The organism is Streptomyces sp. NBC_00104 (genome assembly GCF_045160825.1).
Lineage (GTDB): Bacteria > Actinomycetota > Actinomycetes > Streptomycetales > Streptomycetaceae > Streptomyces.
Genome location: NZ_CP108215.1, coordinates 8,897,227 through 8,918,036 on the forward strand (window position 1 = coordinate 8,897,227; position 20,810 = coordinate 8,918,036).

The 20,810-nt window shown below is 69.5% G+C and carries 13 protein-coding genes and 2 pseudogenes; 7 read left to right on the forward strand and 8 right to left on the reverse strand.

Annotated elements, in window-relative coordinates:
* Positions 1 to 125: 125 nt before the first annotated feature.
* Positions 126 to 428 carry a hypothetical protein gene (locus tag OG272_RS38970; protein ID WP_327727162.1) on the reverse strand — a complete coding sequence of 101 codons (303 nt, stop codon included), beginning with the start codon at positions 426 to 428 and terminating at the stop codon, positions 126 to 128.
* Positions 429 to 553: 125 nt separating this feature from the next.
* Here OG272_RS38970 and OG272_RS38975 point away from each other — a divergent pair, with 125 nt between their 5' ends.
* Both OG272_RS38975 and OG272_RS38980 read left to right on the forward strand, forming a co-directional pair.
* Positions 554 to 1,918: a phosphoribosyltransferase family protein gene (locus OG272_RS38975; RefSeq protein WP_327727161.1), complete on the forward strand. Its 1,365-nt coding sequence runs from the start codon at positions 554 to 556 to the stop codon at positions 1,916 to 1,918.
* Between the two features lie 24 nt (positions 1,919 to 1,942).
* Positions 1,943 to 2,575, forward strand: coding sequence for a DUF2461 family protein (locus OG272_RS38980; protein ID WP_327727160.1), 633 nt, complete (start codon positions 1,943 to 1,945; stop codon positions 2,573 to 2,575).
* 350 nt (positions 2,576 to 2,925) lie between these two features.
* On the opposite strand, the gene OG272_RS38985 is transcribed toward OG272_RS38980, so the two are convergent.
* Positions 2,926 to 4,395 carry a non-reducing end alpha-L-arabinofuranosidase family hydrolase gene (locus tag OG272_RS38985; RefSeq protein WP_405895632.1) on the reverse strand — a complete coding sequence of 490 codons (1,470 nt, stop codon included), beginning with the start codon at positions 4,393 to 4,395 and terminating at the stop codon, positions 2,926 to 2,928.
* Positions 4,396 to 5,319: 924 nt separating this feature from the next.
* Here OG272_RS38985 and OG272_RS38990 point away from each other — a divergent pair.
* Together OG272_RS38990 and OG272_RS38995 are read left to right on the forward strand one after the other, a co-directional pair.
* Positions 5,320 to 6,768, forward strand: a complete 1,449-nt coding sequence (locus OG272_RS38990; protein ID WP_327727158.1) for an endo-1,4-beta-xylanase — start codon at positions 5,320 to 5,322, stop codon at positions 6,766 to 6,768.
* 32 nt (positions 6,769 to 6,800) lie between these two features.
* A complete protein-coding gene (locus tag OG272_RS38995; protein ID WP_405895633.1) occupies positions 6,801 to 8,186 on the forward strand; it encodes an RICIN domain-containing protein in 1,386 nt (461 codons plus the stop codon).
* Positions 8,187 to 8,282: 96 nt separating this feature from the next.
* On the opposite strand, the pseudogene OG272_RS39000 reads toward OG272_RS38995, so the two are convergent.
* A pseudogene (locus OG272_RS39000) lies at positions 8,283 to 8,474 on the reverse strand (CorA family divalent cation transporter); the annotation flags it as partial.
* A 1,174-nt stretch (positions 8,475 to 9,648) separates the two neighbouring features.
* On the opposite strand from OG272_RS39000, the gene OG272_RS39005 reads away from it, so the two are divergent.
* Complete coding sequence (locus tag OG272_RS39005) at positions 9,649 to 10,197, forward strand: hypothetical protein (protein WP_405895634.1); 549 nt, start codon at positions 9,649 to 9,651, stop codon at positions 10,195 to 10,197.
* A 1,183-nt stretch (positions 10,198 to 11,380) separates the two neighbouring features.
* Positions 11,381 to 12,241 carry an RICIN domain-containing protein gene (locus OG272_RS39010; RefSeq protein ID WP_405895635.1) on the forward strand — a complete coding sequence of 287 codons (861 nt, stop codon included), beginning with the start codon at positions 11,381 to 11,383 and terminating at the stop codon, positions 12,239 to 12,241.
* A gap of 337 nt (positions 12,242 to 12,578) precedes the next feature.
* Here OG272_RS39010 and OG272_RS39015 read toward each other — a convergent pair.
* The 3 genes and pseudogenes from OG272_RS39015 to OG272_RS39025 form a co-directional block, all read right to left on the reverse strand.
* Positions 12,579 to 12,909 (reverse strand): annotated as a pseudogene (locus OG272_RS39015) (hypothetical protein); the annotation flags it as partial.
* Positions 12,906 to 13,298, reverse strand: coding sequence for a hypothetical protein (locus tag OG272_RS39020; RefSeq protein ID WP_257538158.1), 393 nt, complete (start codon positions 13,296 to 13,298; stop codon positions 12,906 to 12,908). The pseudogene OG272_RS39015 and the gene OG272_RS39020, both read right to left, overlap by 4 nt.
* A 743-nt stretch (positions 13,299 to 14,041) precedes the next feature.
* Positions 14,042 to 15,226 carry a magnesium and cobalt transport protein CorA gene (locus OG272_RS39025; protein ID WP_405895636.1) on the reverse strand — a complete coding sequence of 395 codons (1,185 nt, stop codon included), beginning with the start codon at positions 15,224 to 15,226 and terminating at the stop codon, positions 14,042 to 14,044.
* A gap of 166 nt (positions 15,227 to 15,392) precedes the next feature.
* Here OG272_RS39025 and OG272_RS39030 point away from each other — a divergent pair, with 166 nt between their 5' ends.
* Entirely contained in the window at positions 15,393 to 16,643 is a 1,251-nt protein-coding gene (locus tag OG272_RS39030; protein ID WP_405895637.1) for a winged helix DNA-binding domain-containing protein, read from the forward strand.
* Between the two features lie 124 nt (positions 16,644 to 16,767).
* Here OG272_RS39030 and OG272_RS39035 read toward each other — a convergent pair whose 3' ends face one another.
* Positions 16,768 to 17,565 carry a serine protease gene (locus OG272_RS39035; protein WP_327727153.1) on the reverse strand — a complete coding sequence of 266 codons (798 nt, stop codon included), beginning with the start codon at positions 17,563 to 17,565 and terminating at the stop codon, positions 16,768 to 16,770.
* Positions 17,566 to 17,879: 314 nt separating this feature from the next.
* Positions 17,880 to 20,738 (reverse strand): AAA family ATPase, encoded by a 2,859-nt coding sequence (locus OG272_RS39040; protein ID WP_405895638.1) that lies wholly within the window; start codon positions 20,736 to 20,738, stop codon positions 17,880 to 17,882.
* Positions 20,739 to 20,810 lie beyond the last annotated feature (72 nt).

A 20,810-nucleotide genomic window follows, 5' to 3' on the forward strand; every position in this document is an offset into this window, starting at 1 on the left:
ACGGGTCCCTGCCTCTGGTCGAACTCCGGCCAGAGGCAGGGCCTCCGCTGTTCAGAGGGCGGGTCACCGACTACGGCAGCCCCACCAGGCGCCTGTAGCCGCCCCCGGCGCGCGTTGCGCATCGCTCACATGGTGGCGCGCAGGTGGCTGACGGTGACGAAGTGGTAGCCACGCGCGGTGAGGGTGCGCAGGATCTGCGGGACGGCGGCGACCGACGTGGCGTGGATGTCGTGCATGAGGACGACGTCGTTGCGCTTCACCTTGTCGGTGACCACCTGGGCGACCTTCGCGGCGTCGGGGTACTTCCAGTCCTCCGTGTCCAGGGTCCACAGCACGGGGGAGAGCGAGGTGGCGCCGCGGACCGTGCCGTTGACCGCGCCGTACGGCGGGCGGAAGACGGTGGGGGTCCTGCCTTGCAGTACGTTCACCGCATCCGAGGCGAGGCCGCAGTGCGTCCCGCAGAGGTGCGCGTCTGTTCGCTGCGGGGGCGAGGATGGAGATACGGGGCGCACGCGTCGCCCGCCGTGTTCCTCCTGGACGAGGAGGTCGGATCGTGTTCTTCATGGATCGCCGTGATGCCGGCCGGCGGTTGGCCGCCCGGCTGGAGCACCTCAAGGGGGCCGAGGTGGTGGTGCTGGGCCTGCCCCGCGGCGGGGTTCCGGTCGCCGCGGAGGTCGCCGTGGCGCTGGGCGCGCCGCTGGATGTCTGCCTGGTGAGGAAGCTGGGCGTGCCGTTGCAGCCCGAGCTCGGGATGGGAGCGATCGGCGAGGGCGGCGTACGCGTGATCAACGATGACGTGGTGCGCACCGCGCGCGTCACCCCGGATGAGCTGGCCCAGGTCGAGGTCCGTGAGCGGGAAGTGCTGGAGGCCCGTGCCCGGCGCTACCGGGGCGGGCGGGGACCGGCCCGGATCGAGGACCGCACGGCTCTGGTGGTCGACGACGGGGTGGCCACCGGGTCGACGGCGCGCGCGGCCTGCCGGATCGCCCGTGCCCGGGGGGCGGCACGGATCGTGCTGGCGGTGCCGGTGGCGCCGCGGGACTGGACCGATCGGCTGGGCGAGGAGGCCGACGAACTGGTATGCCTGCACACCCCGTGGGACTTCTACGCGGTCGGGCAGTTCTACGCCGACTTCTCCCAGACCGATGACGACGAGGTCATCGCCTGTTTGGAAGAGGCCGTGGCCCGCCCGGTGAGCAACCGTCGGACCGAGCGGACCGAGCGGCACCATGCCGTGCCCGAGCGGCACCATGCCGTGCCCGAGGACCGTGAGGTGGACGTACAGGCCGGTGCGACGGTGCTGCGCGGGCAGTTGACGGTGCCCGAGGGCGCGGCCGGGGTGGTGCTGTTCGCGCACGGCAGCGGCAGCCGTCGGCACAGCCCGCGCAACCGGTTCGTCGCGGCCGGGCTGAACCGGGCAGGGCTCGGCACTCTCCTGTTCGACCTGCTCACCGAAGAGGAAGAGATCGACAGGGCCAACGTGTTCGACACCGGGCTGTTGGCCGGGCGTCTGGCGGACGCCACCGGTTGGTTGCGTGGTCAGCCCGAGACCCAGGGGCTCGCTGTCGGGTACTTCGGTGCGAGCACCGGCGCGGCAGCCGCGTTGTGGGCGGCCGCCGAGCCGGACGCGCGGATCGCCGCCGTCGTCTCGCGGGGCGGCAGGCCCGACCTGACGGGGCCACGGCTGCCGGCGGTGACGGCGCCGACGCTGTTGATCGTCGGGGGCCATGACGGGTTGGTGCTCGACCTCAATCGCGAGGCACAGGCCCGGTTGCGCTGCGAGAACCGGCTCGCGGTCGTTCCCGGCGCCACCCACCTCTTCGAGGAACCCGGTGCCCTGGAGAAGGTCAGGGATCTGGCCCGTGACTGGTTCACCGACCACATGGCGCCGATCCCGCATGCGGCGGGTCGGTCCTGAACACGGGTGAGCTACTCTGCGCGCATGCGCGGACAGTTCACCGGCTGGCCGGAGCAGGCCATGGACGTGTTGTGGCAGCTCCAGGGAGAACCGACCCACGCGACCCGCGAGCGCTACCGCGCGGACCGCGAACGCCTTGTCCGGCAGCCGATGATCGCCCTGCTGAACGAGGTCGCGGACACCGACCCCCGGTACGAGGACTTCTCCGTCTGGCACTACCGCACCAACTCCTGGTGGTGGCAGCACCAGGGCGCGGTGATCCGACTCGGCCGCAAGATCGAGATCGGTCTGCGGTTCGACCTGGACGGACTGCGGATCCAGGGCGCCTGGTGGTACCCCGATCCCGGCCAGGTGGACATGTTCCGCAAAGCCGTGGTCTCCGAGAGGAGCGGCCGCGAACTGTCCGCCATCGTCGAGGACGTGCGGAAGAAGGGCTACGACGTCTCCGGAGACGTGATGAAACGCCCCCCGCGCGGCTGTCCGGCGAACCACTCCCGTGCCAACCTGCTGCGCCACCGTTCGCTGATCGCCGCCCGTCCCCTCGGCTGCGAGGAATGGCTGCACACCCCCGAGGCGGTCGACCGGGTCCTTTCGGCCGCCGCCGACCTGGACGCCCTGCTGATGTGGCTGGTCCGCCACGTGAAGCGCGCCGCCTGACATCACGAGGGCGCCGAGCGGCATGGGAGCGACCACACCCATGCCGCGGCCCCTGCGTTCACCACGCGAGGCGCCGCCGGAGAGGGAGACCGCCACGCTGCTCCTGCCCTTGGCCACGCGCAGAACGTCAAGCGCGTTGACGGAGAGCCGGGCCCCCGTGCCGCCGAGGGTGTCGACGCCGAGAGTGGCCTCGCGGTCCGCAGGCGAGGACACCCAGAAGGCGGCAGGCCCGACCCCGCGTTCCGTCGCCGTAATGAGCGCTGACGTGGGTCGCGTGACCCGGGCGGGCTCGGCCTTCCGCCGAGCCCGCCACGCCTGCTCCCTACCGGAGCCGGACTCGTGTCACGCCGTCAGCGCTGCAGTGTCAGCAGACCCGGACGGTAGGGCAGGAGACCGTAGTCGCCGCCGGAGCTGGGGCTGCGCCCCTGGTAGAGCAACTGCAGATTGCAGGGATCGACGGTCATGGTCTGATCGGCGCTGGTGCGGATCAGTTCGCCATGGCTGATGTCGTTGGTCCAGGTGGCGCCACTGTTGGCCTTGCCGGCGAAGGGATTGCTCTCGGTCGCGGCCTGGGGGGTCCATGAGCCGTTCAGACTGGTGGCCGTGAACGAGCGGAAGTAGCGGCCCTGCGAGCCGATCGCCTCGACGATCATGAGGTAGCGGTTCTGGCCCTGCAGCTTGTAGACCTGTGGGGCTTCGAACAGGTTGTTCGTCGTATCGCTCATGATCACTGTCGAGGTCGTGCCGAAGCTGCCCGGGAAGTTCCCGATCGGCATACCGGCCCGGTAGATCTTGCCGTTGTCACCGGCGAAGAACAGGTACATGTTCGTCCCGTCACCGATGAGCGTCTGGTCGATGGGGCCTGTTCCGGAGCCGGAGATGCTTCCGGAGAAGAGCACCTGCTGGGATGACCAGCCATTGGGGTTGGTGGGGTCGCTCGACGTCCGGTAGGAGAAGGCGGTCCCGCCCCACTGGTAGGCGAGCACCCAGATGTTCTTCGGCGCGAAGTAGAAGAGCGTGGGCGCGACGGTGGAAGCCGACATCGTGTTCTGGCCGGCCGACGCCATCTCCGACCAGTTGGTGAACAGGCCGAAGTTCATCGAACCCCAACTCGTCCCCGTGTCGTGCGTCGTCGCATAGACGAGTTGCCTGCCGTTGTAGGGGGCGACGGTGAAGTCCTTGAGCGAGACCCACCCCGCCTTGGGCTGCGCCAGCGCGCCCGTCGATGTCCAGCGGTAGGTCGACGGTAGATCGCACGGGCCGCCGGGGCTGTCCGCCCCGACCTTGACGAGCTGCCACTGCTGGTTGGTGCCGCCCCAGTCGTCGTACTGGACGATGTTCGCGCTGTCGGCGGTGGAGGCGCCTTGTACTTCGAGGGCCTTGTTGCTGTGGCGCGAGATGAACCTCACGTAGCCGTCCGAGCTGTCGGCCAGCCGCCACTGCTGGTTGGTGGCGTTCTGGTCGGCCCACTGGACGATCGAGCCGCCGTTCGCGGTGGACCAGTTGTGGACGTCCAGCACCTTGCCCGAGTGGCGGGACTTGATGCGGTAGTAGCCGCCCCCGGAATCGACGAACTGCCACTGCTGCTGGTTCTGATCGTTCCTGGTCCACTGGGTGATGCGGGCGCCGTCGCCGGTCGCCATGTTGTAGACGTCCAGGGCCTTGCCGCTGTTGCGGTTGACCAGCACATACGAGGCGTTGGGGTCCACGGTCGCCGCTTCGGCGGGCTGGGCGCCGAGGAAGGTGGCCACGAGCAACAAGGGCGCGAGGACGGCGAGTAAGCGTCTTGGACTGGCCGGGGACGGGGGGCGAAACCACATCGGAGGGCCTCCTTGGAGGGCGGGGGTGGGGTGACCCCGATGAACTGCGGAGCGGAGGTGCCGGGGGCAGGGATCATCTCGAAACATTTCGAAGAATTCCCGCATGCTTCGACGCCACAAGCTAGGAATGCGGGGCCCTCTGGTCAAGGCCTGTCGCCGAACTGTCTACAAACGGCGCCTCCCCGTTGAGCTTGACAAGCCGTCGCGCCGACCGGCAACACTCCGGAGTTCGCGGTACGGCTCGCCAGTCCAAGACGTCCACGCGGGGAGAGAAGCCGAGCTGGCGGCGTCCGCGCGCTCGTCCCGGCCCTGCCCCCGGCCCGGTCCTGCGGCATCCGTCGACGGCGGCGCCGGGATTCTCGAATGTTTCGGGCGGGGAAACGAAACGTCTTCTGCGGGAAGTATTGACGATCCATCGTCAATACTTCAATCTCCGTGTCTGAGGCCCGGCCATAGTTCGAGATATCGAACCACGTCGGCCCAGAGTGATCTGTGCTGCGGCAGATCCACGCACAGCTGCACGGCAGAACCATGCACAGCTGCACGGCGGATCAGCGCACGGCAGATCCGCCACCAAAGCACCTGCGTCACCCCATCTCGTTCCGGTGAGGTCCGCACCGGCGCATCCTGGCTCTTCGCGCAGTTGGAGAGGTCCGCGACGCCGCGTGGCGGTCCCCCGGCTGAGCCGCGATGGAGTACCGCCATGCCTTTGTCGAAACACCGCCGCCGCCCGCCGAACGTCACCTGCCGGCCGACCGGGTGCCGTCCGTGCCGGTGGAGATCGTCCCAGTCGTATGACCGCGGTGTCCGGTAATTCCGTGCTGCCCGGGTTCCGGCCCACCCCGTCCGTCTGCCGAGTGGGAGCGGACGACGCATTCCCCCGCGCTTCAGTCCTTCCGTGACTTCTACCTTGGAGGCACCGTCATGGGCTCGTATGCCCTTCCCAGACCCGTTATCCGCCGGAAGATCCGCGGCCTGCTGCCGGCGCTGGTCGTCGGCGTCCTCGGCGCGGTCGCCACACTGGTCGCGCCGCCGGCCGCACACGCCGCCGAGAACACGATCGCCGCCGAGAGCACGCTCGGCGCCGCGGCGGCGCAGAGCGGCCGCTACTTCGGCACCGCCATCGCCTCGGGCAGACTGGGCGACTCGGCGTACACGACGATCGCGGGCCGTGAGTTCAACTCGGTGACGGCCGAGAACGAGATGAAGATCGACGCCACCGAACCGCAGCGGGGTCAGTTCAACTTCACCGCCGGTGACCGCGTCTACAACTGGGCCGTGCAGAACGGCAAGCAGGTGCGCGGCCACACCCTGGCCTGGCACTCCCAGCAGCCCGGCTGGATGCAGAGCCTCAGCGGCAGCACGCTGCGCCAGGCGATGATCGGCCACATCAACGGCGTGATGGCCCACTACAAGGGCAAGATCGCCCAGTGGGACGTCGTGAACGAGGCCTTCGCCGACGGCAGTTCGGGAGCCCGACGCGACTCCAACCTGCAACGCACCGGCAACGACTGGATCGAGGTCGCCTTCCGCACCGCGCGCGCCGCCGACCCGGCCGCCAAGCTCTGCTACAACGACTACAACGTCGAGGACTGGACCTGGGCCAAGACCCAGGCCATGTACGCCATGGTCCGGGACTTCAAGCAGCGCGGCGTGCCGATCGACTGCGTCGGCTTCCAGTCGCACTTCAACAGCGGCAGCCCCTACAACAGCAACTTCCGCACCACCCTGCAGAACTTCGCCGCCCTCGGCGTCGACGTGGCCATCACCGAACTCGACATCCAGGGCGCCCCGGCCACGACCTACGCCAACGTGACCAACGACTGCCTGGCCGTCCCGCGCTGCCTCGGCATCACCGTGTGGGGGGTGCGCGACACCGACTCCTGGCGACCGGAGCACACGCCGCTGCTGTTCAACGGCGACGGCAGCAAGAAGCCCGCCTACACCGCCGTCCTCAACGCACTCAACGGCGGCTCCCCTACGCCCCCTTCGGATTCCGGACCGATCAAGGGCGTCGGTTCGGGCCGCTGCCTGGACGTGCCCGGCACCAGTACCACCGACGGCACCCAGCTCAACCTGTGGGACTGCCACAACGGCACCAACCAGCAGTGGACGTACACCGCCGCCGGCGAGCTCAGGGTCTACGGCAACAAGTGCCTGGACGCCGCCGGCACCGGCAACGGCACCAAAGTCCAGATCTACGGCTGCTGGGGCGGCGACAACCAGAAATGGCGCCTCAACTCCGACGGATCCATCGTCGGCGTCCAGTCCGGCCTCTGCCTCGACGCCGTCTCCAGCGGCACCGCCAACGGCACCCTGATCCAGCTCTACTCCTGCTCGAACGGCAGCAACCAGCGCTGGACCCGCACCTGAGGGGACCTGCCACAAACGACAAGGATGAATCGATGAAGACCTACGGTGCGGCTTCCCCCGCCCCTCCACGGAAACATCGCTGGTGGTCCCGGGTCGCCGCCGTGGTGGCGGCGACCCTCGCGATCGGCATGCTCGCCGCGGTGAATCCGGCGCCCGCCGAGGCGGCGACGGTGGACACCAATGCCTGGTACGTCCTGGTCAACCGCAACAGCGGCAAGGCGCTGGACGTCTCCGGCACGTCCAGCGCCGACGGCGCGCGGGTCAGCCAGTGGACACGTAACGACGGAGCCAACCAGCAGTGGCAGTTCGTGGACTCCGGCGGCGGCTTCTACCGCCTCAAGGCCCGGCATTCGGGCAAGGTTCTCGACGTGGCCGGCGCCTCGACCGCGGACGGTGCCGCGATCCAGCAGTGGGCCGACGGCAACGGGACCAACCAGCAGTTCCGCCTGGCCGACTCCGACGCGGGCCACGTCCGGCTGATCAACCGCACCAGCAGCAAGGCGGTGGAGGTGCAGGGCGCCTCCACCGCCGACGGCGGCAACGTCGTCCAGTACACGGACTGGGGCGGCGCCAACCAGCAATGGCAGATGATCAAGCTGTCGTCCGGTGGCGGTGGCGGTGGAGGCGGCGGCGGATGCGGCAACGCCCCGACTCTGGCGAGCGGTACGCACACGATGCAGAGCGGCGGCAAGAGCCGCAGCTTCATCCTCAGGGTTCCCGCCAACTACGACAACAGCCACCCCTACCGGCTGATCTTCGCGTTCCACTGGCGGGGCGGAACCGCCGGCGACGTCGCCTCGGGCGGCACGAGCGGGAACGCCTGGTCCTACTACGGCCAACAGGAACAGTCGAACAACGGCGCGATCCTCGTCGCCCCCCAGGGCCTCGGCAACGGCTGGGCCAACTCGGGCGGTGAGGACATCACCTTCGTCGACGACATGATCCGGCGCATCGAGGGCGGCCTCTGTGTCAACCCGGCTCAGCGCTTCGCCACGGGATTCAGCTGGGGCGGCGGTATGAGCTACGCACTCGCATGCAGCCGGGCGAACGTCTTCAGGGCCGTCGCGGTCATCTCCGGCGCCCAGATCAGCGGATGCAGCGGCGGCGCCCAGCCCATCGCCTACTTCGGAATCCACGGCATCAGCGACAACGTCCTCAGCATCGCGCAAGGACGGTCCCTGCGCGACAAGTTCGTCGCCAACAACGGCTGCACCGCCCAAAGCCCGCGCGAGCCCGCGCCGGGCAGCCGAACCCACATCACCACCACCTACTCGGGCTGCCGTGCCGGATACCCGGTCCAATGGGCCGCGTTCGACGGAGGCCACATACCCGGTCCGGTCGACGGCTCCTCCGGCGAAAGCGGCGTCACCACCTGGACCAAGGCAGAGATCTGGAGGTTCTTCGCACAGTTCCAGTGACACGCCCGCACCAAGGAGGGGCGCAGTGACACTGCGCCCCTCCCGGGCGTTCCGCTGCCCGGCCGACCTGCGGATCGGGCGCTTGCCGGTGATTACTCAGAGCCAGTCACGTCGCTTGAAGATGATGTACAGACTGGTACACACCGCAGCCATCAGGGCGATGGAGAGGGGGTAGCCCAGTACCCAGTGCAGCTCCGGCATGTGCTCGAAGTTCATGCCGTAGACCGTCCCGACCAGTGTCGGAGCGAACAGGATCGCAGCCCAAGAAGAAATCTTCTTGAAGTTGTCTACCAGGTTGCCTTGACCTGCGATTTTGTCGTTCTAGGTGCCCGTGACCTGCTCGGATGCTTCTTTCAGTGTCTTTCAGGTTCGTGCGAAGCTATGCAGCCGATTCTCCCCACACGCTCCCCAGCTCAGCCGAAACTCCCCAGATTCTCCCCAGGGGAACCCCGCTCGAAGGCGGCGACGTGCGAGATTTGCTCGCATAAATCGATCACGGTGAGTGGCGGACGTTGGGGAACCGTCCTGGGCGGTGTCGGTGGCGATCTGGCCCCAGCCTCCGGCAATCGCAGTCGGCGCGGGATGTCTGGGCACGCCGACGGGCCCTGTGGCGTCGGACAGGGCTGTAGAGAGCGTGGAGGAGCGACGCGGCAGGCTCAGCCGGTCTTGGCCAGCGGCCCTTGGGTCATTCTGACTCAAGAGGCGGCTCGACCTGGGGTGTCCTCGAGAGGAGGCGGTGTCACTGCGTGGGCGGTAAGCGGGCAGCTGGCGTGTGGCGTTGAGGGCTCGGTCGGGATGCGTCCTTTCGTCGTGGTGATCAGGAGGTGGCGGTGGATTTCCAAGGTTGCGTGCCATCCCCGGTTTCGCTAACCGGGGATCGGGTCTTAAGAGCGAGGTGACGGACACCGTCTGGCGCGGACAAGGATGCCGATTCCGAAGGCTTACGGCTGCCTCGCCGGTCCGGTACTTCCGACGCCGACGTCTGCTACGGAGTCGCCTCTCCCGAGTCGCCTCCAGACGAACACCCCGTCAGCAGAACGGCGGATATGAGCACTGCCGGCACACAGGCACGACGAACGTAAGCGCGCATAGCGCGACCCCCTATGACTCGGTGGCCCTCCCCAGCCACACGGAGCAGTCAGCGTAATAAGGCACAAGCGCAGTGCGAGGTGAGGCAAGGGTGTGGGAAGGGAGGTACGCGCAAAGCTCCGCTGCTACGCGTCGCATGCTGCGAAGGCGACATGCCGATCACTGGGCGCGGGCCGACGCGCTCAGGTGCTCGACACGGTGCCGCGTCGCTGCTCACCGGGCGGCGAAGAAGCGAGTGTCCCCCGTCGAGCCGACGACCCACGACAGGTGTGCGCGTCGGGCCGGCGACCAGCGTCCGCTGACGACGACCGGCAGGGCCGCGTCAGGCACCGACGCACGGACATGGAGCACTCACAAGAACGCCGCGGAGTCCGTGGCGGACGTCGGGATGGGCTTCGTCCTCTCCGACGTCGGGATGGGCTTCGTCTTCTCCGACGTCGACGACGTGGTCGTCTCGACCTGGACCATCAATGACGGGACGCCGGCAAGGCAGACGCCCCGTCAATTCCTACGTCTGTCAGCGCTGTTGTTCGTCAGTTCGCTGCGGGCCGGTGATCTCCGGGCGCTGAGGACCGCGAATCTCGTCCCGGCGTTCGCGCACCGCCCGAACCGCCTTCTTCGCCTCACGGCAGACGGCAGGGACCCTCTTGAGCGCAGTGACGAGGATCCAGGCGACTGCACCGATGAACGCCACGATCACAGCGGCCCAACCATAGATTTCCATCCGGACCTTGAGAACCTTCCCTGGCAGGTGGTCGGTCCGGGCACAGGCGCACTCGGCCCGACAACGGATGCACACGTGGTCGACGCCGAGAGACGCCCTCGACACGGCACCACCACCCACCACCACACGGCACTGTCCCGCTCCGGGATCGGTGCAGGCTCCATGCCGTTGGCTCCAGCCGATGGTCAGGGCTGCTGAAGAGCGTGGTGGCTGGCCACGTGCTCGTGGGGCGGGTTTCGCCGGTCGCGGCGTGGAGGCGCTGGTCGTTGAACCAACCGGCCCGTCCACGGTGCCGATCGAGGCGTCAACGCCCAGCCTCGATCGGGTGTGCGGTGAACGCGAAAGTCGTGTATCGACCGCCCGAATCCGAATGATGAGCAGTCCCGTCGCGCCTGGTCCAACGACCGTTCTGATTGCGAGAGCCGATCCCTTTCTCTTTCGTCCTGGCATCCCTTGTTGGACATCTGGCCTGTATGACAGGGTGGTTCACGCTTGGAACAATCCGTATCCGGCGTACCGGCTCACACGGGTCGTGGCGTTGTCCGCTCCCCCACAAGGCGGTCGCGCGGCATCGCCCGGGCGGTCACCACCTCCACACCTCCCTCTCCGCACGGCCACACCAGGTCCGCGCTGCTGCTGTTCCCGCATCGGCCCGGGATGAGGCTGCCCAGCGCGCCCTGGGAGAAGGAAAGCCCCTGTGTCTTTCGCTCACCCGTTTCCCGCAAGCCCGGCTCCCGACCCCGAGACCGCTCCAGGAATGTCCGACGACGCCCTCGTCGCCGCGCTGAGGATGTCCCGGACCATCGAGGGCACAGCGCCAGTCGCGGCGTTGATCGCGCGACACGGTCCTTCAGTCTCCGAATATGCGGAGATCTGCGCCTCCGGTTCATCCGTCATTGCGCGAGCGCTCGCCGCTGCGGCGTTCCGCCATGTGATGCAAGGCCTCCAAAGAGCCGGGTCCACTGATGCCCTGCGCCCTCGCCTGCTCGTCGCCGTACGGGACACCGCGCGTGCGCGCTCACAGACCGGCACCGTTTCGGGGCTGTCGTACGACCAGGCCGCGGCCGCCGACAGCGGCAGGCCCCCACCCCATTCGGTCGCCGAGAATCGGCACCTGAGCCAGGTCGCTTTTCTGCGGCTCCCGAGGACCACGCAGTACGTTCTGTGGCATCTGGACGTGGAAGCCGAATCATCGGCCGTTCCTGCAGCCTTGCTCGGAATCGAAGGAGACATACCGCCCTCCGAGTTGGACCGGGCCCGGGATCAATGGCGTTCGGCGCTCCTGCGCACGCATGTCGAGCATGCAGCGGGAAGAGAGTGCCGGGACTACAGCCGCCTCCTCGACGCACCCCCACACGGTGCCGGTACCACGCTGCCCGAGGTGCAACTGCATCTGGATCAGTGCTCCTACTGCCAGGACACCGCCGAACAGCTCAGGCTCTGCGCCACGAGACCGGGCGTACTGCTGGCGGAAGCGCTGCTCGGCGAGAGCGCTCACCCCTATCTGGCTGCTTGCCGGGCACGCCCTTCGCGCACAGCGCCCGTTGCCGCGACCGCCGAGGGAGCCCACGCCCGGCCCTCGGACACCCCGCAGACGCAACAGAAGCCGGCAAGGAGGGGAAGGCCTGGCTCCACCCGCAAGGGCGCGAAGATCTTCGTCGCCGGGATCGCCGCGAGTTCGGCCGCTGTCGCGGCAGCAATCGTCGTGGCCGGCACTTCGTCCGACACCACCGCACCGGCTCCGGCGACACAGCGGCCTACGCCCACGCCGTCACCCTCCTCCCCCACGACCTCGACCGCCCTCCCTGTCCCCCCGGGGAGCGGCCGACTGCGCAATGCGGCCGCGGACCTGTGCATGGACGTCCGGGGAGCGCAGCCCGAGCGTGGCGCGGAGGCCACCCTGTCCGCCTGCTCAGCCGCCAGCACGCAGCGGTGGACCTACGTCGAGGACGGGCTTCTGCGTAACCTCGCCGAACCGGATCTGTGCCTGGACGCCGGCGGGGACGACGAAGTGCTGGATCTGGAGTACTGCGACTCCTCGGGCGACGTCTCGTTCGGGCTCCGCTTCGAGCTGAGCCCCGAAGGAGAACTCCTCACACGCGACGAGAGAAACCTCGTGATCGCCCCCGCCTCGCCCGACACCGGCACCGTTCTGGTACCAAGTCCCCGCAATGGAGAGGCGGAACAGAGATGGCTGGTCGAGCCGGTCCCGGGAGCATCCACACCCCAGTCCGCGACTTGAGACTCGCCGGTACCGAACACGGCCTCACAGGTGCCCCCGGCACAGGCGGACACCATGACGCGTCGGCTCTTGGCCCCGGCCCGGACGGACCAGCACATCCAGCTGTTCCTGCTCCCGCAGCACCTGGAACAGCTTCAACGGCGCCTACGCCCAGGACACTTTCGCGGAGATGCGGACGGCGATCGACGCAGGGGTGAATGGTGCCGGGACCACCGATGAAGAGGCGGCGGTCGAGGGGCTACCACGTGCTGGACGAGTGGTGCGTGCAGTAGCTTCATGGCGTGTCCACGCCCCCGCCGCAGCGGTCTCCCGCGACCCAGCCGTACCTCCTGCCGCCTCCGTACGGGCTCTGGGCTACCGGCCGCCAGAAGATCTCCTTGAGGATGTCGACTTCGCATTCCTGCCCGGTGGCCGGGTCGGTCACGGTGAAACGGGCGGACAGCGGGGCGGTCTCCAGCGCGTGCACCTTCCAGGCCGGCGCGGAGCGTGGCGGCGATGTCGGCCATGGGCGCCGGGTTCTCGGTGGCGACGTCGAGGTCCCGGCTGGGGCGGTTCACGAGGCGGTGTGCCCGCACGGCGTATCAACCGGTGAGAACCAGTGGATACGGGGAACCGAGCGCGATCACATCCGCCAGGAGCCGCGTGTGCAGCTCCGGTATCTCCGTCATGCGGCTGCCCGGGTGCGGGAGGCGAGCTGGGGGAAGGCGTCTTCCCATACGGCGCGCACGGTGCGGCCGACGAGGGTGCGCAGCACCGGCCACAGCTGGAGGAGCAGGTCCTGGTCGAGGTAGCGGGGCAGGTCGTCGTGCAGGCCCTCATGCAGGACAGTGCGGTACAGGCCCATACGCTGGCGCGGCTTGCCCAGGTCGTATGAGGTCATCCCTGACCAGGCCATGTGCAGCGGCAGATCCACGACACCGCGCGTCGGCCCGCGCAACTCGTCCAGCGACTCCGGCAGACGGCGGCGGAACTTCTCCCGGTACAGCGCGAGGTCCTCGGCGTCCGCGCCCGAGACGTCCGTCGGGGTGGGTGCGGGGTGCTGTGGGCTGGAGGGCATGACTCCATTGTGGCGGCCGGAGACAGTGCGAGGGCCATGATGCGTGAGCTGGAGTCCGGAGCGAGCGGGGGCGGATCCCCGGGTGAGCTGGTTGCCGCAGTCCTGCTCAGCCCTGAGCAGGACTGCGGCCTTGACGCTCTGGGTGTCTGCACGAAGGACGATGAGCCCAAAAACCGGCTCTGACCAGTGCACTTCTGGGGTCCTTCCCAGGCCGATACCTTTCCGATGGCGCATCACATGGAGTGTGTTGCCATCCTCGCACCAGCCCGAGAAGGGCTCGACCTGATCTTTGGTCGGTGCGTGTTGTGTGCACTGATGCCCGGGAACGGGCGGTGCGGGAACGGACGGACTCTCAGTCGCAGGAAGCGGCCGCCACCGTACCTTCCGATGGAAAAGACCTACAGCAGTACAGGCTGGCCGTCATCGAAGGTGGACTACACAGGATCGTCGGCGAACAGGGGCAGCCGAAAATTCTCACTGTCTGTGATGTGGCTGCAGCGGCGGCGACGTCGCGCGGGGGTGCCGAACAGGAAGCCATGCGGGCCAGTTGCCGAGAAACCAAGGCGGCGGCTGCCATTCGTTTCTCCCCGGATTCTCCCCAGCGGATGCCAATGCGCAAAAGACCTGGTCAGGAGATCACCCACATCATTTCTCCCCAGGGACTCCTCAGGGGTGCTTCCCGCCCTGTCGTTGGCCGATGCGAGAGCAAAGACCGCAGGAGAATTGGGCTCGACAAGAGGTGGTCAGAGCCAGTCCCGCCGCTTGAAAATTAAGTACAAACTGACACAAACCATCCCCATCAGGCCGATGGCAAAGGGGTATCCGAAGCTCCAGCTCAACTCGGGCATGTGCTTGAAGTTCATGCCGTAAATCGTTCCCACCAGCGTGGGAGCAAACAGGATCGCCGCCCACGACGAGATCTTCTTGATCTCCTCGTTCTGTTCGAAGCCCGCCTCCGCCAGTGCGCGCATCTCCGCGTTCTGTTGTTGGGTGACGAGGGTGGCGTTGACCGTGAGGATGTCGGTGAGGGCCTGGCGGAAGGTGTCGACGCGTTCGCTGGTGTGGGTGACGTGGTCGGCGACGTCGCGGAGGTAGCGCTGGAGTTCGTCGTCCGTCTCGTACTTGGTGAAGCCGGCCATGAGGCCGTGGAGCATGCCGACGAGGGGGCGGGTGGCGCGCTGGAACTCGACCATTTCGCGGGAGAGTTCGTAGATGCGGCGGGATACCTCGGGGTCGCCGCGGAAGACCTCCGTCTCGATCTCGTCGACATCGTTCTGTACGCCGGCGACGACGGGGACGTAGCCGTCGACCACCGCGTCGAGGATGGCGTAGAGGACCGCCTCGGGGCCGAGTTTCAGCAGCTCCGGGGTGTCCTCCATTCGGCGGCGGACGGCTGAGAGGTCGGGGGCCGCGCCGTGGCGGACCGTGATGACGAAGTCGGGCCCCACGAAGACGTGCAGCTCGCCGAAGTCGACCTCCTCGGGAGCGTCGAGGTAGCGGGCGGCGCGCAGGACGACGAAGAGGGTGTCGCCGTAGCGCTCCAGCTTGGGGCGTTGATGCGCCTCCATCGCGTCCTCGACGGCGAGCGGGTGGAGGTCGAACTCGGCGGCCAGGGAGAGGAGTTCGCCCTCGGTCGGGCGGGCCAGTCCGATCCATGCCATGCCGGCCGGTGCCTCTCGCAGCTCGCGGTACGTGTCCGCGAGCGTGGCGTGGGAGGAGACGCGTACGCCGTCCTGGTACAGGGCCGCCTCCACCACGCTGGCCGCCCGCTCGGCCGAGGCCGACCCTGACGGTTCCGGGCTCGGTGGCGTAGGCCCCGTGGATGATGTCGACGGAGGGGGCGGGGTGCGGCGCCAGCCGGACTTCCGGCCGCCCTTCGAGGCTGGTCCGGCGGTCTTCGGCGCCGGGCGGGCGCGTCGATCGGCCATGGGGGATGCCTCCCGAGTTGCGCGTACACGAACGACTGTGTGATCACCGAGCAGGATATACGGGGCAAACGCCGCCAGAGCCGGTGAGGGGTTCGACCGTGGAAGCGGACCGAAACGGCACCGTCGAGGACAGAGCCTGTCCGCAACCCCCGCTAGCGTGCACAGCATGACGAACAAGGCGTCCCGGACCGCCCCCCGGCTCGGCACTCACGCACTCAACCGCGCGACCCTGGCCCGCCAGCTCCTGCTGCACCGGGCGCCCGTGTCCGCCAAGGCCGCCTCAGCCAAGGCCGCCTCCTCCGAGGCCGTGTCGGCCCAGGCCCCCTCCGCCCAGCCAGCCGCCCCCGCATCGGCGCCCCCGCCCCTGTCCGCCCACGACGCCGTCGCGCACCTCCTCGGGCTGCAGGCGCAGAACGTGCGGCCGCCGTACTACGCGCTCGCGACCCGGCTGGAGGGGTTCGCGCCCGAGCAGTTGTCGGAGCTGATGGCCGACCGGGCCGTCGTACGCATCGTCACCATGCGGTCCACGATCCACACGCACACCGCCGAGGACTGCCTCACCCTGCGGCCGTTGGTGCAGCCGGCCCGGGAGCGGGAGCTGAATCTGTTCCGCAAGGGGCTGGCCGGGGTCGATCTCGACCGGCTCGCGGCGATCGCGCGGGAACTCGTCGAGGCCGAGCCGCGGACGTTGAAGCAGTTGCGTGAGGCCCTGCTCGTGGAATGGCCCGACGCCGACCCGTTCGCCCTGGGCATCGCCGCGCGCTGCCGGCTGCCGCTGGTCCAGGTCACCCCACGCGGCCTGTGGGGGAGGAGCGGACAGGTCGCCCTGACCACCGCCGAGCACTGGCTCGGACGCCCCGCCGAACCGGCCCCGGCACCCGAGACCGTCGTCCGGCGCTATCTCGCCGCCTTCGGGCCCGCCTCCGTGAAGGACATGCAGACCTGGGCCGGACTGACCCGCCTGCGCGAGGCGTTCGAGCGGCTGCGCCCGGAGCTGCTCACCTTCCGCGACGACCACGGCACCGAACTCTTCGACCTCCCCGACGCGCCCCGCCCGGACCCGGAGACCCCGGCGCCGCCCCGGCTGCTCCCCGAGTTCGACAACCTGCTCCTCTCCCACGCCGACCGCTCCCGCGTGGTCCCGCCGGACCTCAAGGGCCGCTCCTGGCAAGGGAATCAGGCCTACCGGACCTTCCTCGTCGACGGGTTCCTCGCCGGTATCTGGAAGCTCGACGCGGGTGTCCTGACCCTCGAACCCTTCGGCCGCCTCACCCGGCAGCAGCGGGCCGACCTCGTGGCGGAGGCGGAGCGCACGCTCACCACGCTGCACGGGGACGAGGACGGCGCCCACGGCGAGGAAGGCGCCCACGGCGAGGACGGCGCGTACGACATCCGCTTCGGCACCGTGGCCACGTAACACCCGTGGCCCGCACGGACAGTGGAGAGGGGGCACCGCGAACCGCTCGTGGCAGGTTCGCGGCGCCCCCTGGTAGTACCTGAGGGAGTACCCCAGGAGTCCGTCGGCCGGTGCCAGGCCTCGGTTACGAGGCGATCTGGGCGGCCACCGTGTTGGAGAAGGTGGTCAGCCGGGTGTAGATCCCGGGGTACTGCGCGTCGGCGCAGCCGTAACCCCAGGAAACTATGCCTGCCAGGACGCCCCCGATCATCAGGGGACCGCCGCTGTCGCCCTGGCAGGTGTCAACGCCGCCGGAGGAGTATCCGGCGCAAACCATGGAGCTCGCCACGAACTCGGAGCCGTACGAGCTGGAGCTGCCGCAGACCGAGTCGGCCACGACCGGCACGGTCGCGGTGCGCAGCTGGTTGGAGGAGGAGCCGCCCGAGGAGGTGGTGCCCCAGCCGATGATGCGGGCGGTGGTGCCGGCCGCGTAGACGCTCGTCTGCGAGGAGCTGACGTAGGACGCCGTGGTGTACGGCTGCGCGACCGCGAGCGTCAGCACGGCCACGTCGCTGGTCATGGTGGAGCTGTTGTAGCTCGGGTGGATCCAGATCTTGCTGAGCGTGCTGACGGTGCCGTTCGTGCCGTTGCGGTAGGTGCGGCCACCGACGACGCGGGTGCTGGAGGTGGTTCTGCCGACCATGCAGTGGGCGGCGGTGATCACCTTGGTGGGAGACACGAGAGTGCCGCCACAGAACTGGCTCTGCGAGGCGTTCGTGATCTGCATGACGTACGGGTACGCGCTCGCGGTGGTGGTCGTACCACCCACGATGGGCTGGGGAGCGGCGACGGCGCCGGGGGCGGTGAGCAGCGCGGCAGCGGCGGCGGCAGCGGTGGCCGCGGCGGCGACCATCGACTTCTTGACGCGGTTGAACCCGAACATGGTTCTCCTATGGGGGAGTTGCCGGTGGGGGACGCGCGGGTGGGGGGTGCGGTGCACAGACCTGCGGTGTCGCCCCCGCTCGGGGGAGCCGAGCGGGGGCGGCGGGCCGGTCTGTGTGCCCTGGCGTGCGGCACATCACAAAAACTATGAGCCGGAGTGATCCCCTCCCAAGGGGGGATCCCCCTAAGGGAGTTGAGGAGGGAAAACCCTCGATGACCCGGGCCGGGGTTTGAGCCTAGGCTGGAGTCGCAAGGTCGCTGCGCGCACAGGACCCAGGCCCCGGGAGGGGGCCCGGCAAACCGGTCCCGGGGAGGTCAGTTCGTACGGTGTCCCGCCGCCAGACGCACGATGTCCACACGCGACCGGATGCCCAGCTTCCGGTAGACCCGCGTGAGTGTCGCCTCGACCGTCTTCACGCTGATGTACAGACGGCCGGCGATCTCCCGGTTGGTCGCGCCCTCCATGACCAGCTCCGCGACCTGGCGTTCCGTCGCCGCGAGCACGGCGAGGGCGTCCAGCGCCGACGGCGCGATCGCGGGTTGCTGCGGGGGCGCCGGGGCGACCGTGGCCTCCTCCACCTGGCGCAGCCACGGCAGGGCACGGCAGCGGCGGAAGAGCCGGGACGCCTCGTCGTACGAACCCGGCCCGGACGCGGGCGTCCCCCCTGGCCGGGCGACACCGAGGGCCTGCGGGAGAGTGCGCAGCCCCGCCAGGGCGTACGCGGCCCGCGCCTCCTCCAGTCCGTAGCCCAGCTTGGCCAGCCGGTCCTGAGCCGACGTCAACTGCCGTACGGCGGCGTCCTGTTCACCCCGTGCCGCGCGCACCAGCGCCTCGGCCCGGTCGAGGACGGCGAGCACGCTCTCGCGGCCGAGTCGCAGCGCCTGCTGCCGGGTGACGTCGATGACGTCCTGGGCCTCGGCCAACTCGCCCACCCGCACCAGGGCTTCGGCGAGATCGCCGTGCCACCGGCCGCGTGCGGGGTCGTTGACACCGAGTCTTTCCTCCAACTCTCGTACCCGGCGCAGCGACTGGACCGTCCCCGGGGCGTCCCCCGCCACCAGTTGAGCGTGCCCGAGGGCGCCCAGGGCGCGGGAGAGGTACATCAGGTCGCCGTCCTGCTCGGCGCGCTCGGCGGCCTCACGGGCGAGCGCCCGGGCCCGCTCCACGTCACCGCCGGCGGCCTCCGCGAGCGAGGTGAGCATGGCGGACGCGCCCTCGCCGATGCCGGAGTCCCGGGCGAGGACGTAGCCCTCGCGGGCGAGGTCGAGGGCCCGGCCGCAGTGCCCGGAACGCAGCTCGGTCTCGGCGAGGAAGCGCACATAGTGCACCTCGCTCTCGACCATGCCGCGCCGGCGCACCTCACGCAGCAGCGAGGTGATCGTCGCGCGGGCCTCGCCGAGCTGGTCGCTCATCATCAGCCAGCGGAAGCGGGTCGCGCCCGCCCCGTTGTGATGGCACGCCAGCTGGGGGTCCTGCGGCTCCCTCAGCGCCCGCTTGATCGTCATGGGCGCGTCCGGGTGCCCCATCAGGATCTCCGCCTGTGCCTGGAAGGCGAGCGCGAGCAGTTCGGTGCGCCGGTCCTCGGCCCGCGCCGCCAGCTCCGCCGCCCGCGCGGCCTCCTCCCGGCTCTGGGCGAAGTCGCCTTCGAGGACCAGGGCACGCCAGGCCAGCTGGTAGCGGACCAGGCCGAGCAGCCGCGGGTCGTCGCCCGCGTCGGCGAGGACCTGCGGATAGACGGCGTCGACCTCGGCGAGGGACTGACCGGCCGCGTCGATCACCACCATCCAGGCCCGGACCCGCTCGGCGGGCTCGGTGGCCCGGCTCAGCACCTCACGGGCGATGTCCCGGCCCAGGTCGTTCTCCCCGGCGGTCAGCGCGTCCTCGGCGGCCTGCAACCGCCGCTCGTCCGGCCCCGGCGTCGCGTCCGCCGGGGTGTGCCGGGCCGAGAGCAGCCCCAGCTCGGCGGCGACCGAGGGCGCGCCCCGGTCCCGGGCCACGGCCGCGGCCTCGCCCAGCTGCCCGGCGACCTGCGGATCGGTGCCGTGGGTGGCCAGCGCCAGATGCCGGGCCCGCTCGATGGGGTCGACGGCGGAGGTGGACAGCGCGGCGTGGGCGGCCCGCCGATCCTGGGCGGTCGCCTCGGCGTACAGCGCGGCGGAGACCAGGGGGTGCGCGAACCGCACGCCCGGCCCCTCCCGCTCCGGCGCGAGCAGCCCCAGCTCGACGGCCTGCGCGGTCTCCGCCTCAGCGTTCTCCCGCCCGGCGGCCCGCAGCAGCGCCACCGTGGGCCGGGCACCGGCGCTGGCGACGAGCAGGGTGCGGCGGGCCTCGGCCGAGAGCATGTCCAGCCGGTTCAGGACCAGGGTCCGCAGCGAGGTCGGCACGGGCAGCGGCTCACCCGGACGCGGCGGGGTCGGACTGTCGGCGAGGGCGCGGCCCAGCTCCAGCGCGAACAGCGGGTTGCCGCCGCTGGTGCGGTGGATGTCCCGCACGGTCGAGCGGGGCAGACCGGTGTAGCCGCGGTTCTCCAGCAGCTCGGCGACATGCGTCCTGGACAGCGGAGCGACCCGGAGGGCGAGGGTGTCGGGCGGGGACGCGCGTAGATACCTGTCCTGCTCGTGACCATGCGGGTCCGTCGAGGTACGTACGGCGCACAGCATGCGCACCGGCAGCTCGCCGAGCCGTCGCGCGGCGAACCCGAGCAGCTCGACACTGGCCGGATCCAGCCACTGGAGGTCGTCCGCGACGATCAGCACCGGACCCTTGGCGGCCAGCGCGCGCAGGGTGGACAGGACGGCCAGCCGCAGGGCCAGCCCGTCGCGCTGGAGCGTGGACTCGCCACGGCCGGTGAGCGCGGACTCCAGAGCGGTGCGCTGCGGGGCGGGCAGCTGGTCGGACACCTCGTCCATGACCAGACCGAGCAGATCGCTCAGTGCGAGGAACGGCAGATGCGACTCGGACTCGGTGGCCGAGCAGCGCAGGACCGTCCGTGCCGATTCGTCGTATTCCGCGGCCAGCGCGCGCAGGACGGTCGATTTACCGATGCCCGCGGAGCCGTGGACGAGCACGCTGCCGCCCCGTGAAAGCTGCTCACGGGCCCCCGCGAACAGCTCCTCCCTGCCTATGACCAGGTCGGGGCGGGGTCTCCCAGGCTCCTTGATCTCCCGTCGCACGGGCCACCGCTCCCCTCGAGTGTCGTGTCCGGGCCAATATTAGGCATCCAGTCTTTGAATTTCGGAACGTAG